The sequence below is a fragment of the Pedobacter namyangjuensis genome, from assembly GCF_003313325.1.
In the GTDB taxonomy this organism is placed as follows: domain Bacteria; phylum Bacteroidota; class Bacteroidia; order Sphingobacteriales; family Sphingobacteriaceae; genus Pedobacter; species Pedobacter namyangjuensis.
In genome coordinates, this window is record NZ_QMHQ01000003.1 from 809,549 (window position 1) to 827,584 (window position 18,036).

At 36.7% G+C, this 18,036-nt stretch carries 11 protein-coding genes; 2 read left to right on the forward strand and 9 right to left on the reverse strand.

The annotated features are described in order from the left end of the window. Window positions 1-140: 140 nt before the first annotated feature. Genes DUT69_RS15330 through surE form a run of 4 tightly spaced genes read right to left on the reverse strand, consistent with a single transcriptional unit; the run spans window position 141 to window position 3,426 of the window. Window positions 141-1,145 carry a LacI family DNA-binding transcriptional regulator gene (locus DUT69_RS15330; protein WP_113654113.1) on the reverse strand — a complete coding sequence of 335 codons (1,005 nt, stop codon included), beginning with the start codon at window positions 1,143-1,145 and terminating at the stop codon, window positions 141-143. A gap of 8 nt (window positions 1,146-1,153) precedes the next feature. Next, the gene (gene lpxB / locus DUT69_RS15335; protein ID WP_113654114.1) at window positions 1,154-2,266 is read right to left on the reverse strand and encodes a lipid-A-disaccharide synthase; all 1,113 of its coding nucleotides are present in this window, start codon (window positions 2,264-2,266) and stop codon (window positions 1,154-1,156) included. 60 nt (window positions 2,267-2,326) lie between these two features. Then, a complete protein-coding gene (locus tag DUT69_RS15340) occupies window positions 2,327-2,587 on the reverse strand; it encodes a stationary phase survival protein SurE (protein WP_113654115.1) in 261 nt (86 codons plus the stop codon). Then, window positions 2,587-3,426, reverse strand: a complete 840-nt coding sequence (surE, locus tag DUT69_RS15345; RefSeq protein WP_240186733.1) for a 5'/3'-nucleotidase SurE — start codon at window positions 3,424-3,426, stop codon at window positions 2,587-2,589. Before surE ends, DUT69_RS15340 begins: the two co-directional genes overlap by 1 nt. Before the next feature lie 116 nt (window positions 3,427-3,542). Here surE and DUT69_RS15350 point away from each other — a divergent pair, with 116 nt between their 5' ends. Further along, a complete protein-coding gene (locus DUT69_RS15350; protein WP_113654116.1) occupies window positions 3,543-6,476 on the forward strand; it encodes a M16 family metallopeptidase in 2,934 nt (977 codons plus the stop codon). Between the two features lie 352 nt (window positions 6,477-6,828). Beyond that, the gene (locus DUT69_RS15355) at window positions 6,829-9,144 is read left to right on the forward strand and encodes a hypothetical protein (protein ID WP_113654117.1); all 2,316 of its coding nucleotides are present in this window, start codon (window positions 6,829-6,831) and stop codon (window positions 9,142-9,144) included. Window positions 9,145-9,197: 53 nt separating this feature from the next. Here DUT69_RS15355 and DUT69_RS15360 read toward each other — a convergent pair whose 3' ends face one another. The 5 genes from DUT69_RS15360 to DUT69_RS15380 all read right to left on the reverse strand — a co-directional run bounded on the left by DUT69_RS15360 (window position 9,198) and on the right by DUT69_RS15380 (window position 17,952). Further along, a complete protein-coding gene (locus tag DUT69_RS15360) occupies window positions 9,198-10,913 on the reverse strand; it encodes a hypothetical protein (protein WP_113654118.1) in 1,716 nt (571 codons plus the stop codon). Window positions 10,914-10,926: 13 nt separating this feature from the next. Further along, the gene (locus DUT69_RS15365; RefSeq protein ID WP_113654119.1) at window positions 10,927-12,219 is read right to left on the reverse strand and encodes an MFS transporter; all 1,293 of its coding nucleotides are present in this window, start codon (window positions 12,217-12,219) and stop codon (window positions 10,927-10,929) included. Beyond that, entirely contained in the window at window positions 12,212-13,267 is a 1,056-nt protein-coding gene (locus tag DUT69_RS15370; RefSeq protein ID WP_113654120.1) for a glycoside hydrolase family 130 protein, read from the reverse strand. Before DUT69_RS15370 ends, DUT69_RS15365 begins: the two co-directional genes overlap by 8 nt. Window positions 13,268-13,369: 102 nt before the next feature. Further along, window positions 13,370-14,854, reverse strand: a complete 1,485-nt coding sequence (locus tag DUT69_RS15375; RefSeq protein WP_113654121.1) for a RagB/SusD family nutrient uptake outer membrane protein — start codon at window positions 14,852-14,854, stop codon at window positions 13,370-13,372. 23 nt (window positions 14,855-14,877) lie between these two features. Beyond that, on the reverse strand, window positions 14,878-17,952 hold the full coding sequence (locus tag DUT69_RS15380; protein WP_113654122.1) for a SusC/RagA family TonB-linked outer membrane protein: 3,075 nt from the start codon (window positions 17,950-17,952) through the stop codon (window positions 14,878-14,880). Between the last annotated feature and the right edge of the window lie 84 nt (window positions 17,953-18,036).

The window sequence follows — 18,036 nt, forward strand, 5'->3', positions numbered from 1 at the left end:
CCTCTGCAAGAATGGCATTATTTATACATCAAACCTATAATTTACGGTTTTGATGGTAAAACGTTTTACTATATCAATACTAGTGATAAAAAGAATGTAACACAATTTTAAAACGTAACTTTACTGTTACCGAAAAATAACTAGTTTCTTAAAATCAGCTTCGCTGAAATTACGATTTTTTGATCTGGCAGCTTTGCTTTAGAAGACAATTGCGCTAGGATTAACTTGATAATTGCTTCTGCAATTTCTTCCAACGGTTGTTGAATGGTAGAAATGCTTGGCGTGTGCAACTCAAATGCTTCATGATCATCGTATCCAATAACCGCGAAATTTGAATCGATTTTTTTACCCATTTGTTTTAATGCCTTTAGCCCACTAATGGCTAAATAATTGGTAGCAAACAAAACTGCATCTACGTTGCTATTTGTTAGAAGTGCTATAATTTGCGTAATCGTCTCATCTTCATTTTGCTTAAACGGAATGTTAAGCACTAAATCCTTCTGATAAGAAATAGTATGGTCTAAAATTGACTTCTTATACCCCTCAAAACGCTCTGCTATTTGTTGTACATCAATATCAGTAGTTACAAGCGCAATGTTTTTTTTGCCTTGTTTAATGAAACTTTCCGTTGCCTGATAAGAAGCTTCAAAATGATTGGCGCCAACATAATTAGTTTTTAATTCGGGCAAATTCCTATCAAATAGTATTACAGGTATATTTTCATCTATTAAGACCTGAATATCTTCTTCTAAGCCTTTTACGGGAGAAATGATATACGCATCTACTTTACGAGACTTGAAAATATTAATTAACTCCTGCGCTTTTTCTATTTTATTCTCTGTGCTAGAATAAATGATTTTGTAACCTTTTTTGTAAGCTTTATCTTCGATTAATCGAGCAATTCTAGAGAAAAATGAGTTGGAGATATCTTCGACTATTAAGCCAATAATATTGGTGTTGCCTGTACGTAAACTCCGGGCAACTTGGTTTGGCTTGTAGCCACTCTCTGTAATGATCTTCTGCACCTTTTTAATTACAGCATCGCTAATAGATTTTTCTTTAGCCTTTCCGTTTAAAATAAAAGACACCGTAGTTATAGATACGCCAGCTTTTAGTGCAATATCTTTTATAGAGAGTGGTTTCATATGTAAAATTAGATTGGCAAAGTTAAAAATTCTACGATCTTTTTAGCAGTTCTTTCTGATGCACCTGCTGAGCCCATTAAACTTGCTAGCTCTTGATAATCAGCTAACATCTTTGTCCGACCGTCACCTTCAGAAATTCGCAACAAATTAGCACTAATTTTTTCGGTTGTGCAGTCTTGCTGGATCAATTCTTCCACTACTTTTCTGTCCATTATTAAATTTACCAAAGAGATAAACCTAATTTTTATGACCAAACGGGCAATACCAACCGAAATTGCTCCCCCTCTATATAAAACTACTTGAGGGACTTTAAATAACGCAGTTTCTAGCGTGGCCGTTCCCGATGCCACTAAAGCAGCATGTGCGTGATGCAGCAACTGATAGGTTTGCGCAAATACCAGTTTTATATTTCTGCCACCCATAAACTGTTTGTAGTAGTCTTTTTTAAAAGTAGGTGCCGCTGCGATTACAAATTCATAATCTGGAAAGGCGTCTACAACGCTAAGCATATCTGGCAGCAAACGCTCTATTTCCTGCTTTCTGCTACCGGGTAAAAGCGCTATTATTTTTTTATTGCCAAGCGAATTTTCTGTTCTAAAGTTGGCGTTTGGTTCAAACAAAGCAATCTCGTCTAAAAGCGGATTACCAACGTAATGAACTTCCATCCCCCATTTTTTATAGAAATCAACTTCAAAAGGCAAAATGCAAAACATTTGGTCTACTACACGTTTTAATTTAAGTACGCGTTTTTGGTTCCAAGCCCAAATTTTTGGCGAGATATAATAACAAACTTTTAAACCATGTACTTTGGCAAACTCGGCAATTTTCAAATTAAACCCTGGAAAGTCGATCAGCACCAAAACATTAGGCTGATAATTTAAAATATCTGCCTTGCAGGCCTTCATGTTTTTTAATATGGTACGTAAATTCAGCACCACCTCGGTAAATCCCATAAATGCCATGTCTGCATAATGTTTTACCAACTCGCCACCTTCAGCCTGCATCTTGTCGCCACCAAAATACCTAAACTCGGCATTCGGATCTTCCGCTTTTAGCGCTTTCATTAAATTAGCACCGTGTAAATCTCCGGAAGCTTCGCCGGCTACAAGATAGTATTTCATTTTAGTCGTTTCAAAAATTGAGTATCAAGTAGTAAAGTGCAAATTTTAAACACTTTATCGTTAAAAAACTTTATAAAAGAAAAACGCAAATGCCCATAAAAAGGTTACGCTTATAACTCCACGGGCAACGTTATCCTTATTTCGCTTAAAGAAATAGTTCATTAGCAATGCATTTATGGCAACGCAAGCAATTAAAAGCAAATCTGCTAGGCGCAATGCTTCTATGTTACGCATCAAAAACCATACTGCAATGCCCGGAATTAGCGGTGCTAAAATACCAATTAACAAGCCGTTCCAAACCGTATCGTTTATTTCTTCCATTAGCCTAAATTACCACCGTCTGGCCCATTAGTTTTAGCAGATTTAACTACACCAACTTCGCCTGTCTCAAAATCCCAAGTATTTAAAACCTGTATGGCGTGGTGCGCCGTTAAATCAAACTGAACAGGAACAACAGAAACAAATCCATTATCTAAGGCCCACACATCCGTATCTTCGCCTTTATCGTAATTTTCGAAAACACCTGTTAACCAATAATAAGGACGATTATAAGGATCTTTTCTTTTATCAAACTCTTCAGCCCATTTTGCATTGGCTTGTCGGCATATTTTTATTCCTTTCAAGCCATCCCCTTTGGGAAAATTTACATTTAGCAAAGTAGCTTCTGGCAAACCGTTTGCCAATACTTGCAAAGCGATGGATTTGATGAATTTCTTACAATGGCTAAAATCTGCATCTTGCGCAAAATCATCTAAAGAAAAACCTATCGATGGAATTTTTTCTATTGCACCTTCTACCGCAGCAGACATGGTTCCAGAATAAATTACGTTGATAGAATTATTTAATCCGTGATTAATTCCAGACACACACAAATCTGGCTTTTTGCCTTTAAACACAATGTTTACAGCTAATTTTACACAGTCAACTGGTGTTCCCGAACATTTGTACATTTCTACGCCTGGGTATAAATCTACTTTATCAAAACGTAAGGGTTTGCCTATTGTAATGGCGTGGCCCATTCCAGATTGAGGCCCATCTGGCGCTACCACCACAACATTGCCAATTTCCTGCATAACCTCTATCAAACTCTTAATTCCTGGAGCGGTAATGCCATCGTCATTAACCACTAAAATAGTAGGTTTTTTAGCTTCCTTGTTCATTTGGGTAAAAATACGAGAAAAATTTAATGGCGTTGAAACAAACATCAATATATTTCGACTAAGAATTATGATATAAGGCAACTATCAACTTATATTTGATTTATAACTTATTAGAAATGAAAATAAAACTACTATCGTTTGTTTGCTTGCTTTTTGTAAGCGTAAACTTAATGGCGCAATCCACCTACCAATGGAAAACCGCAACGGCTGGAGGTTACACTTACAAATATGTAACCAACGACCCATCTAAAACCAGATTTTATACGCTAAAAAATGGTTTAACGGTTATTTTATCGCCAGATACAAAAGAGCCAAACATTGAATTTAGAATGAGTATTAGAGCTGGTAGCAACACCGACCCGAAAAACGCTACAGGTTTAGCGCACTACCTAGAACATTTGTTGTTTAAAGGAACAGATAAATTCGGTACTGCTAACTGGGCAAAAGAAAAACCTTATTTAGATAAAATTGATGCGCTTTACGAAAAGTACAACAAAACAACTGACGAAGCGCAACGCAAAGAAATCTACAAAGAAATAGACAAAACATCTGGCGAAGCATCTAATTTTTCGATTGCTAACGAGTACGACAAAATGATTGCTGCTATAGGTGGCAACTCTTCTAACGCACATACTTGGTACGAGGAAACAGTTTACAACGAAGGTTTCCCATCTAACTCTATCGACAGATTTTTGGCCATTCAGGGCGAGCGTTTCCGTAAACCAATTTTCCGTATTTTCCATACCGAATTAGAAGCAGTTTACGAAGAAAAAAACAGAGGTTTAGATAACGACGGAAATAAACTGGACGAGCAGATGATGGAATTGCTTTTCCCTACGCATAACTATGGTCAGCAAACTACCATTGGTACAATTGAGCATTTAAAAAATCCGTCGTTAGTAGAAATTAGAAACTACTACAATAAGTATTATGTACCTAATAACATGGCAGCCATATTTACTGGAGATTTTAATCCAGATGAGATGATTAAAAAGGTTGATAAAACGTTTGCATACATGGTTTCTAAACCGGTTTCGCTATACAACCCGGCACCAGAAAAACCTTTAACGGGCATTCAAAAAGTTGATGTTTACGGTCCAAGTGCAGAAGCTGTAGAAATTTACTATCGCGGTTATGCAGATAATACGCCTCAAAGCTTAATGCTGGATCTAATTAAAAGCATTTTAACTAATGGAAAAGCTGGTTTAATAGACATCAATCTTAACAAACAGCAAAAAACCCAAAGAGCGGGTGCAAGCTATCAGCAAATGAAAGATTATGGTGTATTTAACCTTTCTGCACAACCACGCCAAGGCCAAACTTTAGACCAAGCAGCAAAACTTTTGCTAGAGCAAGTTGAGTTGTTAAAAGCGGGCAAGTTTGACGAAGGCTTATTGAAAGCAATTGTTGCCAACCAAAAATTAAGTTTCTTACAAGCTTTTGACGACAATAATAACAGAGCTGAGATTTTCTCTAACCAATTTGTAATCAGTCGTGGTAACGATTGGAACAAAAGTTTAGCTAGCATAGACGAAACTGCCAAAATTACCAAAGCGCAAGTAGTGGCTTTTGCCAACCAGTTTTTTAAAGACAATTATATTATAGGTTACAAACACAAAGGCGAAGATAAAAACACCGTTAAGGTAGAAAAACCAACTATTACGCCAATTAACGCAAACGGAAATTTAACTTCAGATTTTGTTAAAAACATTATCGAATCTCCAGTAAAACCAATTGCGCCTAAGTTTATCGACTATAAAAAAGATATTGCCTTTGGCAAAGTTGGCGTAGCTGATGTATTAACCACCAAAAACGTTGATAATTCTATTTTTAGAATGAGCTATAGGTTTAACATTGGCGCTAATAACTACAAATTGTTATCGTATGCTTCTTCTTACCTGCCATTTTTAAGTACCGATAAATATACAGCAGAAGAAATAAGCAAAGCATTTTACGATATTGCCTGTACTTATAATCTTAGTGTTGGTGCAGAAAATACTTACATAAACATTAGCGGTTTACAAGAAAATTTCGATAAAGCTGTAAGTTTGGTTGAGCACATTTTCGCAAATGTTAAAGCGGACGAAAAAGCATTGGAAAACCTAAAATCTACGATCCTTAAAAACCGTGAGAACAACAAGCTAAACAAAGGCCAGATAATGAATGGCTTAACTTCTTATGCGCAATACGGTGCGGTTAACCCGTTTAACAACGTATTAAGTAACGATGAGGTTAAAAATATTAAATCTGAAGATTTAATTTATACACTAAAAAACCTTAACAATTACGAGCATACCATAACTTATTATGGCCCTAAAGATTTGACATTTTTTAGTGCAGATATCAAAAAACAGCATTTATTGCCAAAAGAATTTACACCTGCGGCACCGGCAAAAGTTTATACTTATACTACCCAAGATGCTAACAAAGTTTATTTCGCCAACTATGACATGGTGCAGTCTGAAATTAGATGGTTAAGAAACACAGGCTTGTACAACAAAACAGACGGCGCAAACATAGAGGTGTTTAACAACTATTTTGGTGGTGGTATGGGTTCAATCGTATTCCAAACCATCAGAGAGTCTAAAGCATTGGCCTACTCTACATTTGCCCAATATGTTAAACCAGATAAAGCCGACAAGCAATACAGCATGATTGCCTACGTAGGCAGCCAAGCAGATAAAATGACAGATGCGGTTAACGGAATGAACGAGTTGTTAAACGTATTACCACAAAGCGACAAATCTTTTGATGGTGCTAAAAACAACGTTTTAAGCTATTTGGAATCTAATAGAGTTACAAAAGACGGCGTTTTCACTTATTATTTTGCAGATAAGAAATTAGGCTACGATTACGATTCTAGAATTGATATGTACAGAGAATTAAAGCCTATAACTTTTGCAACCATTAAAGATTTTCATGCGCAAAAAGTAGCTAACAAACCTTACACTTATCTAATTGTAGCTTCAGATAAAAAAGTAAAACAAGAAGATATGCAAAAATTTGGTACTGTTACTACGCTAACTTTAGAGCAATTGTTTGGCTACTAGTTTTATAAATGAACAAAGATTAAACAGCAAAAATAAAGAAGCAAAGACTTAATTGCTTTAAGCGACTTTCAGAAATGAAGGTCGCTTTTTTTATGAAAACGAAAGTTGGCAATCCTATTTTCTGCAGCCCCGTTATCCGCTTTACTCCCCCGATTAAATCCGGGTCGTGTTCGCTACTACCGGGTTTAGTTTACAAGGGCTTCTGCAACAAAGCCGCTCATCTTGCAAATTAGGTTGCAATTTTAATTTTAAATAAAAACAGCTATTTTAGGCTATGCGCATTATATACGTTTTAGTCCTGGCCCTTTTTTGTCAAAACCTTTGTCTGGCTCAAGATCCAGTGGCACAAAAGATGCATCTAAATCGTGCTACCAACCCTAGCACAAACTTGTTTGTGCATTTCGATAAAACAGTTTATTCAAACAACGAAACGGTTTACTTTACGGGCTATGTTGTAAAACCCGGCATTTTCAAATTTAATGAGCACAAAATTATGGCTGTAGCGCTAATTCGCGATTTAGACACTACTGTTATAAAACAAGATAAATTTGTAATGCAGGATGGTTTATCTTTCGGCAGTATATTAATTCCAGACTCAATTGCTACAGGAAATTACCATTTTCTGGTTTATACGGATAAAATGTTGAACAAAAAGCCAGAGCTAATTTTTAAACAGGCTATTACTTTAAAAACAAATATAGAGCCTGCTTTTAAAGCCAATGTAAGTTTAACAGAAAAGGCGACATCCAACACACAAAACCATAAAGTCCTTATCGCACTAACAACTGCAGAAAATAGATTTTTGGCTAAACCTGCTACCATAAACTATAGATATGGTAACGTTAACAAAACGGTTAAAACGGATGCTTCAAGCCAACTATTATTAAATTTACCAAATCAACCCGATTTACTAGATCCGAATTTATACGTAAAATTAAAATACTTAACCGATAGTAGTTTTGTTAGTCTGGCAATTCCGCAACCGACTGTAAAAGCCAACGTAAAATTTTATCCCGAAAGCGGAAATCTGGTTACAGGCTTAACCAATAATGTTGCTTGGGAAGTTACCGACCCACAAAAGTTGCCCGTTGCTTTAAAGGCTTTTTTATATAAAAACAATCAGGTAATTGACACCATTGAAACAAGTAGCTATGGCATCGGAAAATTTAAGTTACTGGTGGAAAAAGATGCTAATTATGCTGTTAAACTCGTACATGATAACTTGGTAGATAGTATTTACCATTTGCCAAAAGCTTTAGCTAATGGGCTAGTGCTTAACATGGAAAAATCCGTTGTAAAAGATTCTGTTCAATTTGTAATGAAAAGCAATGCTTCTTATAAATTTAACATCAGGTTGCACAATTTTGAGGAAAGTTTTCTTTTCATCCCATTTGATATGGAATATAAAACCAGATCGGTTAAAATAGCGCTAACAGATGTACCAAAGGGCTTAATTACCTTAACAATTTCTGACACATTAAATCGACCCGTGGCTGAACGCTTATTTTTTGCGCATTATGATGAGAACGAGAAGCTGAACCTCGCTGTAGACAAACCATTTTACAACCAGCGTGAAAAGGTAAATTTAAGTTTGCAATTGCCAGATAGTACACAGAATGCTTTTGTGTCTGTTGCGGTTATACAAGAAAATAGGTTAGAGCTTAAAAAAACAAATGACATAGAGAGTTACACTTACTTAAAGAGCCAGCTAAAGAATATGCCAACCAACCTAAGAGGAATTCCAATTAAGGACAAAGATTACATGGAGCAAATTCTTTTGGTAAAAGGGTGGAGAAGATACACTTGGCAAGATTTGCCATCAACCGAAGCGGATAACAAAAAAGACAGCTTACAGATAACTACAACTATTACAAGAAATAACAAGCCATGGAAAACACCAGTTAAAATAGGTGCTTTCGGAGATGAACAAATAAGGATTGGTTTAACAGATTTAACGGGTGTTTTTAATCTCTACCATCCAGATTTTATAGCAGAATATGGGAAAAAAATGTTTTTGTTTGTTAATGAAAACAACAAGGATGCTTTTAGAATTAAGGTAGAAGATCAGTTTATTGCTAAAACATCGGCACTAGCTAAAACGGAAACTTTTACGCAATCTATTATACCATCTAACTTAACCAATAATGCACAATTGGTTTTAAAAGGAAACGAAAAAGCAATTAGATTAAAAGAAGTTGTAATTTCAAACAAAAACAATAGTTCCTTTAACTACTTACAAGGCGTTTCTGGTACCAATGCCTGCGGCGATTATGTTTGTATGTACAATATATTAAATTGCAAAAATCATACGAATGGAAGCCCGGGAAACACGCAACCCGTGCCGGGAACAACCTATGCTGGTAGTAATGGCCCTTATAGAGAGTGTAAAGTTTTTGCAGAAACAGAAGAAAGTTTCTTGAAATTTGATGGGATTAGGTATCAAAAAGAGTTCTATCTAAACGACTATAAAAATCCGCAAGAGCCTGCTTTTTTCTCTACGCTTTATTGGAATTACGGAATCGTATTAAAAGGTAAAGAAAAAGCCGATTTAAGCTTTTACACCAGCGACATTACGGGTAGGTTTAAAGTAATTATGCAGGGCGTTAGCAATAAGGATGTGATTTATACCGAACAAAATTTTGAGGTTAAGCCAAAACAAAACCCATAAAAAAAGCGATTGGCCTTTCCACGCCAATCGCTTCAGATTTTTATTATTCTTTGTTAATGATTAAAATCGATCACTACTCCGTTGGCTAATGTTTTGCCATTTGCTTTTGTAATTTTGCTAGCAGCGGGGGTTTCTACAATTAAAACCGAAGCGCTTTTAGCAATTAAAACATTGGCCTTTCCAACAACGTTTTTAGCTATAAATTTCTGAGCAACCGCATCATACAAATCAACTTTTTTTGCGCTTTTTGTTTTATAAACAACTGTTTTTGCTAGTTTGTAAGGGTTATATACGAGGTATGTTGGATAGGATTTGTCTTTATAAAAATCTGTAGCAAGCACATCTAACTTTAAGATTCCATCGATATTTGTTGTTGATACGATGCTACCGAAAATACCAACATGGCCACTGCCATAAACACTGAACTGAGATACTGCTGGATTTTTACCTGGAACCCATTTTGGTCCATCGCCTTGCGCAACCGGAGCTTTTAAGTCTTGGTATAATGTATCAAACGTTGAGGCTTTAGCAATTCCCTCGTAAGCGATTACACCCTTAGTTACCGCGGCATAATTTGGTATTGTTTGATGCTCGGCTGGCATATACTGCGGATAAAAAAACCTTGATGCGTTTACCGCGTTAAGCATCCATTTTCCGATGGCATTTGCGTAAGCTGGGTTATATTTAACCAAGGGCACAAGTGGCCAAGCAGCATCGTAAGTATTCATTAAAAACCCGTAACCACCATGATCTACCGTACTCCCTACAATACCTGAGATATCGTAACCATTCCATTTTCCAGTTAAAACACCCCAACCTTCACGGCAAATAGCTGTACCGTCAAATGTCCACGCTAAAAGTTTTTGCACATCAAAATTTGTACCTTGTTCTACGTTCATTCTTGCTGCTAAATAAGCGCCAAAAGGCATTAAAAGTTCGTACGTTGGATTGATGGTGTTTTTTTCTAAAGCCGTCATTGCATTTATCGCACCTTTTAAGTAGCGCTTATCTCCAAACTTTTTGTAAGCAGCATAAAGTACCCATGCATGTCCAGCGGCGGCGTCTTGTTGTAGACAAATCTGGTTTTTCATGGGCTTCATATTTGCATAGTCAAAAAACGAATAGTTATAATCGCCATTTAATACCGAATCTGCCTTGTAAAACTTTTCAGCAATACTTTTAGCCATCATAGTAAAATCTTTTTCATTTGGATATTGCTCGTAAACCGCATAAAACAACACATTCGGATAAACATCATACCACCAATCTCTTCCGTAACCACCTCCCAAAAGCGCTACTTCTGGTGCAGTGTTATTCATCATAATATTCCACTTTGTGTCGCTATTAAAATAATTTTTTAGCATTGCCACATAGTTCATCCCATTTTGGTTACTTTTATTAATGCCTACCAAACTAGCGCCCATAACAGCGCCCATATTTGCCAAAGCTTCATGAAACATACCTTTATTATTTTTAAGGCCTTGTCTCACATCGCCTACGGCGGTATACATACCTAAGGCAGTTTGCTTGAAATTTTTATTAGTACTGTCCAACCAAACCATTGGCCAATAATCGCCTTTGGCCTTAAAATCATAAATCTTACTATCAAAATCTAAACTAAGTTTTTTGTAGTCGATGATCTTTAATGGCTGTGGCAAATCTGCCATCTCATCTACCCTACTCAAACTTAATTGTTTAACCTGGGCCGTTGCAACGCTGCAACTCAATATTAAAGTAAGTGCTAATAGAAAATTTGATGCTTTTTTCATCGTCAGTCGAAATTTAGTCGGTAAGAGGTAAAGTTAAATTTGGTTCTTCGTTATTTACGGGCGGTGCTTCAATTATATTTTCAATCTTACCTTGTTTTATAATATCCTTTGCAACCCAATAAGATAACAGTTGCAACAAAGCAACAATTACGATAGCATAACGCAGAGCGATTTCTACGGAGAAACTGTAAGCTAATATTAAGAATGTACCGGCACCAATCAATCTGCCCACATACAGGCCAGCTTCGTGATTTAGGATGTAAGCAAATTCGCTACGTTTTTCTTTTTTGGTTAGAATATCTATTACACTAAACTGAATTGGGAAATAAGCTAAATCTAGTAAAGGTTTTGCCAATAACAAAAATAGCATGAATAGAATTACCCCGGTGCTACTGTATAATATTCCGTTTATAATTGCAGCCAATGCAAAAAGCAGCAAACCGGCTCCAAATACGTATAACCTATGCTTAGGAGAAGTATTTCTACCAATGATGTACATAGCAATGGCAGCGATAATTGCACCAATAGATTGTGCGGTTCCCAACGCTCCTTCCTTACCAACTAATAGCATAATTAGCATGGCTGGCGCCGTAACCAAAAACCCCTGCACCAAACCTTTTAACGATGCTAATCTTAACAATTTATACCAATACGGATCGAATTTAAAGAATACAAATTTCTTCTCCGTTGGATTAGTAAAATTGCCTCTATAACACATTATTGAGGCGAAAACCGTAACAACAAATACAAAACCAGTAACAATCTTATAGGCCAATCCTGCATCGCCGGTTCCGGCATATAACTCAATAAACCAACCAATTAGCACCGGAATAACTACTGCTATAATGGTGTAGAAAAATGTTTCCAAACCGTAGTAATAATTTCGGTTGTCATCATTTGTCATGGCTAAAGCTAAAAAATCCCTATTTGCCCAGTAAAACCCAAAAGACATTCCCATAATTAAGCCGGCAATGCCGATTCCTGTATTATCTAGAGTGGTTAAAGACATCATTACCATCATAGATATTCCGCTTAACATCATACCTAAAGAGTATAAGGTTTTGATAGAGAATTTACGAAGCAAATAGCCGTTAAGAAAAAACGTAAGTGGTATACCTGTATAAATAGTAAGTTGATAGATGACCACCTTTACCGGATCGTTTGAGCTACGCATTACATAGGCAGCTACAAAAATATCTATTACTGGTAGAACAATGCTATAGATAAGATTTGTTAGCGTTAGTACCCTAAAATTATAGGATTGACTTTTGAAATGCGAAATTTCAGTTTTTAGTTTACTAAGCATTTTGATAGGTTAAGGATGATAATATTTCTTGAATTGAAAAATCCGCAGCACAAACAAACTCGTCTGCAGCACCATAATAAATGGTCAGCTTATCACCATTTACCACATGGCCGTTAGTAAATACAACTTGGCCAAAAAAGCCAGAAAGTTCGTACTGCTCAACCGGACGCATAATGGGTTCATTACTTTGCGCTATCACTTTAGATGGATCGTTTAAATCCATCAAAAATGCACCTAAGCAGTACTGATGTTCTGCATTAGCACCATGATAAATTTCTAACCAGCCCTTATCTGTTTTAATTGGCGCAGCCCCTGCACCTACCCTTTTACTATCCCAACTGTTTTTACGTGTTTTTATAATGCACTTATGCTTACCCCAATGTATCCCATCTGGAGATTCGGCCAACCAAATATAGTTTCCGCCTAAATCTACACTACTTGGGCGGTGTAAGGCATAAAATTTACCGTTAATTTTTTCTTCAAAAATGGCACAGTCCTTATTATGCGGCGGGATGATCATTCCATGTTTTTCGAAAGTCTTCCAATCTTTCGTGGTTCGCATACCCACGCCAACGCCATGTGCAGAAACTGCGGTAAACGTTAAGTAATAAGTTCCTTCTATTAAAGTAACCCGACAATCTTCTATACCAAACGATTCATCAGCACCTTCGCCTTGCAACAAAGGATATCCCTCTGGTTGATAAAAGCTTTTACCATCATCGCTACAAACTAAGCGTAAATGAGATAAGGTTGTTAGGTAATCAACACCCTTGTAATTGATTACCCTTGGATCTGTTGCTATCAAATCTGGATCATTGCTGGCAATCTCGATTATCTCAATTCCATCGCCTTTTAAAACAGGAAATGATATTACACCTTCAACCTGTTTTGGTCTTTCGGCAACTCTAATTAGTAACCAGGTTTTATCTTGAAAAGTAAAAACTCCGGGGTTTAGCAAACATGCAATCTCCAAACCACTTCTACTTGGCTGTAAATCTATGGGAGACAATATTGGGTTTTGCTGGAATCTTTTAGCGCTATCTGTCATAAAAAATTGGATAATAGGGTTCTATCTGCCAAGAAAACGGCATGTAAAATAAAGATGAAAGAATAACCAGCTTAAAGTTTTAAAGCTCTAAGCTGGTATTTATTAGTAACCTGGATTTTGTTTCAGTAAACCTGCAGATGCATCAACTTCGCCCTGCGGAATTGGATATAGATTGTGTTTATCAAGGTAGTTTTTGCCTGCTGCAGTTAAAACCGCTTTAGCAATTCCCCATCTTTTCAAATCTAACATTCGCTGAGATTCAAAACCTAATTCTACACGTCTTTCTTTAATCAACCAATCTTTAACAGTTGCTTTATCTGTAGATGCTGGTCTGTCTGCCAAAGTGCCCGCCGGTGGCAATGTTCCGGCTACAGTTACACTAGTTCTTGCTCTAGCTCTAATGCTGTTAATAATAGCAATTGCTTCTGGAAGGCGATTTGTTTCTAAATAAGCTTCTGCTTTCCAAAGCAACACATCAGCAAAGCGGATGTAGATTTTATTATTTGCGGCATCGTCATTTCCTTTGTTAGCACCGTTTGTGCTTCCTAAAATCTTGTTCAGATTTTGATCGGCGGTATTAACGGTATATAATTTTCTTGGATCGTTAGCCTCAAAAGCATTTAAGAAACTTGTACTCGGCGCAAAAAATCCCCAGCCAAGTGGTGCACAAATTCCGTTTCCGCTTCTCGGGTTTGTATTGCTTTGATGATCGTAAACAAAAATATTCTCGTTCTCCGCAAATTCTTTTGTCTGGTTAAAACTGTCGAAATAGTTTGCATTAAGACTATAAAAATTTAATCCTTGCAACTCGGTAACTAAAGTTACTACCTCATCCCACTTTTGTGTATATAAAGCTGCCTTAGCTTGCAAAGCGATAACCGCACCTTTTGAAGCTCTCCATTTTTCTGTAGTAGAACTGAATTTTGCATTAGGCAATAATGGTTTAGCTAACGCTAAATCGGCTTTTATTCTGTCCCAAACTACAGCGGGTTCTGCTTTAACCGCTACATCAAAAGCTTCTTGATAGTTTTTTACCGAACCTAAAATTAAAGGTACGCCACCAAAATTGGTAACTAAAGAGAAGTAATAATAAGAGCGTAAGAAGTAAGCCTCGCCTAATAATTGATTTTTTCTAGCAGTGGTTATGCCTGTAATTGCTTCAATATCAGATTTTGTTAACAACTCAATTGCTATGTTCAATCTTTTAATTCCCTCGTAGTTGTATTTCCATAAACCATTTGGGCCTCCATTAGTAGAGGTGAAAGTGAAATTATTGATGTCGTCCATCCAAGGCTGATCGCCGTCTGGATTCCATTTTTTCTCTGCATCATCTGATGCGATATCTTGTAGAACCAAATCGTTTTGAAATACCAGGCCACCTGCCCAATCCCATTGCGCTAGGATGTTTAATCGGTTAGATAATAATTGATATGATGAGTTTACAGATGTTTCCACTGTACCCAAAGTTGGTGTAGAGTTTGTCTCTTCGAGCGTTGTAAGCCCAATCGGATCTTGAGTTAGCTGTTTTTCGCAACTTGTAAAAGCAACAACGGTTGTTACTAAGGCTGCTAATGCTATTTTTTTCATAATAAATATTCTTAAATAGTTATTTATAGACCAATTTTTAAGCCTAGTATAAATGCTTTAGACTGAGGGTAAGTTCCTTTATCTATTAAAGATGTAGATTCTGGATCTAAACCTGAGTAGTCGGTAATAGTGAATAAATTCTGTCCAGACGCATATAATCTGATGTTTTTAAATCCTGCTTTTTTAATATCGAAAGTGTAACCAAGTTCGATATTTTTCAATCGCACATAAGATGCATCTTCTACAAAAACACTAGAAACCTGTCCACCGCCATTGTTATTAAAAGTTAAACGTGGTAACGTGTTGCTAGTTCCTTCGCCGTTCCAGCTGTTTAAGACAGAGGTCATTGAGTTAAACGGACGGCTATCAAAATTGATAATTTGTTTTAGATCGTTATAAACATCAACATCGTTAACACCTTGAATTAAGAATGAAAAATCAAACTTTTTAAATGATGATGAAAAGGCAAGACCGTAAGTTAATTTCGGAATTGGATTACCAATGTACGTTCTGTCATCAGCATTAATCTGCCCATCGCCATTTAAATCTTTAAATCTGATGTCACCTGGCAAACTACCATTAGGGTTAGAAAACAAATGACTGCTTACTTCGCCAGCATTTTGGTAAATACCATCGAATACTAAACCAAAATAAGAGTTTAATGGTTGTCCAACTTCTGTTTTTGTATGCGTTGCATCGTTAGTGATGTTTTTTACAAACTCTTGTAATTTATTAACACGATTTGTAAGCGTAGCAAAGTTTGCATTAACATTGTATTTGAACTGATGATCTGAATTTTGGAAGTTTAAACCAAACTCGAAACCTTTATTGGTAACCTCACCTGCATTAACGTAAGTTCTATCAATTACACCTACTGCTACAGCTGGCAAGCCAACAGTTAACAAGATATCGTCTGTTTTTTTAACAAAATAGTCGGCAGTAAATGATAATTTATTCTTTAGGATACCCATATCCAAACCAACGTTAGTTTGAGTTGTAGTTTCCCATTTAATATCAGGATTACCATATCTTACAATATTTACTACGCCGCCCGATTCAGAAACCAAGGTTTCGTAAGCATTATTTGGAATTTCCTGGTTACCAGCTATACCCCAGCTACCTCTTAATCTTAAATTGCTAACCCACGAAACATCTTTCATGAAATCTTCGTTCGAAACCAACCATCCAGCAGATGCAGAAGGGAAATAACCCCATTTGTTGTTTGGACCAAAGCGAGAAGAACCATCAGCTCTTAACGTTGCAGTTGCGAAATACTTGTCGTTGAAACCATAGGTACCGCTTGCAAAGAACGAAACCAGATCGAAACCTGTTGCCGAACCAGAGTTATAGATATTAGTTAAACTTCCATAGTCTAAGTATTGGAAACCAGAAGTACTTTTGTTAAAGTTCTGACGGCTACCACCAATAGCAGAGCTCTTGCTACTAATATTTTCTGTTCCTAAAAGGAAGTTGACATTATGTTTGCCGTTAAAAATTTTAGCGTAGTTTAATGTATTACTAAAAGTAAAGGTCATCACCTCTCCTCGGTTTTCGTCCAAGTTGTTTGGTTTGTTATTACGCCCCATTCCTGGAAACAGTTCTGTCGGATCATTGTCGTTGTCATCGCCAAAGTTTTGCGCAAAGTTCTTGTTGTGAGAAAAACTGATATCAACACCTACATTTGATCTAAATTTCAATGATTTGTCTTCTAAGAAAGAATATTCGGCATAAACGTTACCAAAAGTTTGGAAAGTTTTTCTTTTATCATTAGTAAAATGTACAATTGCGATTGGGTTAGAACTAAATTCGAAATTTTTATCCCAGCCACTATTGTTACCTGTATAAAAAGGTAAATCTGTAAAAGGATTAGCCGCTGAATAAGTTGGATCGGTAACACTTTTGTAAACACCTAAAACTGGCGGGCGCAACAATGCATGCCTGATAATTCCCGGAACATCACCACTAGAAGACAATTTATCTTGCTTGGCATAACTTAACTGCAAGTTTGTACCTACTTTAAAACGGTCTGTTACATTTGCATTTACGTTAGCTCTAAAGTTAAAACGCTCAAAAACATCTTTGTTCTCTACAACTATACCATCTTGTTTATAGTAACCAGATGAAATTAAATATTGTACATCTTGGCTACCGCCGTTAACAGATAATTGTAGGTTTTTAGATTTACCAGTTTCAAATAACTCATCTAACCAATCGGTGTCAGCTAAATCAGTTCTACTTCTAGCAGCCTGATAAGGGCTCACAGCATTTGCTGCGTTGCCTAAAGTATTATGCCAAGCTCTATCTTTTACAGTTAAGTATTGATCGGCATTTAACATCTCTGGCAAGTTTGTAGCAGTATGGAAGCCCTGGAAATACTCTACATTAACTGTTGCTTTACCAGCCTGACCGCTTTTTGTGGTAATTACTACAACACCACCTGCTGCCCTAGATCCGTAAATTGCACCAGCTGCAGCATCTTTTAAAACTGTCATTGAGGCAACATCACTCTGATTAAGGAACGAGATATCTCTAGTTGGCACTCCGTCTATAACATATAATACATCGTTATTGCCTAAAGTACCTTCACCCCTAATACGCAATTTTATACCATCGCCCGGAGCGCCAGTATTAGCTGCCACGAATACGCCGGCTACCTGTCCTTGTAAGGCTTGTGCAACATCAACAATTCTGGTTTTAGATAAATCTGCCATATTAACGTTAGTTACCGCAGCAGTTACGGTACCGCGTTTTTGCGCCGTATAACCTAAAACCACTACTTCGTCTAAGTTTTGTGCACTCGGTTTAAGAGAAACGTTAATTGGAGAGCCACCGTACGCTTGCGTAATAGCGGTGTAACCCATGTAGCTAATCGTGATTGATTGTGCACCGTCTGCCTGCAAGGTAATGCTATACATACCATTAACATCGGTGGCTACTTGATTTTTTGTACCTGTTTGCATAACTACTGCCCCAGGAATCGGAAGGTTTGTTTCGTCGGTTACTTTACCTATAACTTTTGTTTGCGCATAACTAGAAAAGCCAGTCGCCAACAAAATCAAGATAACCAACGCTACGAAGGAACGTCTGTTTTTTTTCATCTGATTTATATTTGATTACAACAAATTTAGATTTGATACGGTGTATAGTAGTGCACTATAGTAACATTTTAGTTCACTATTATT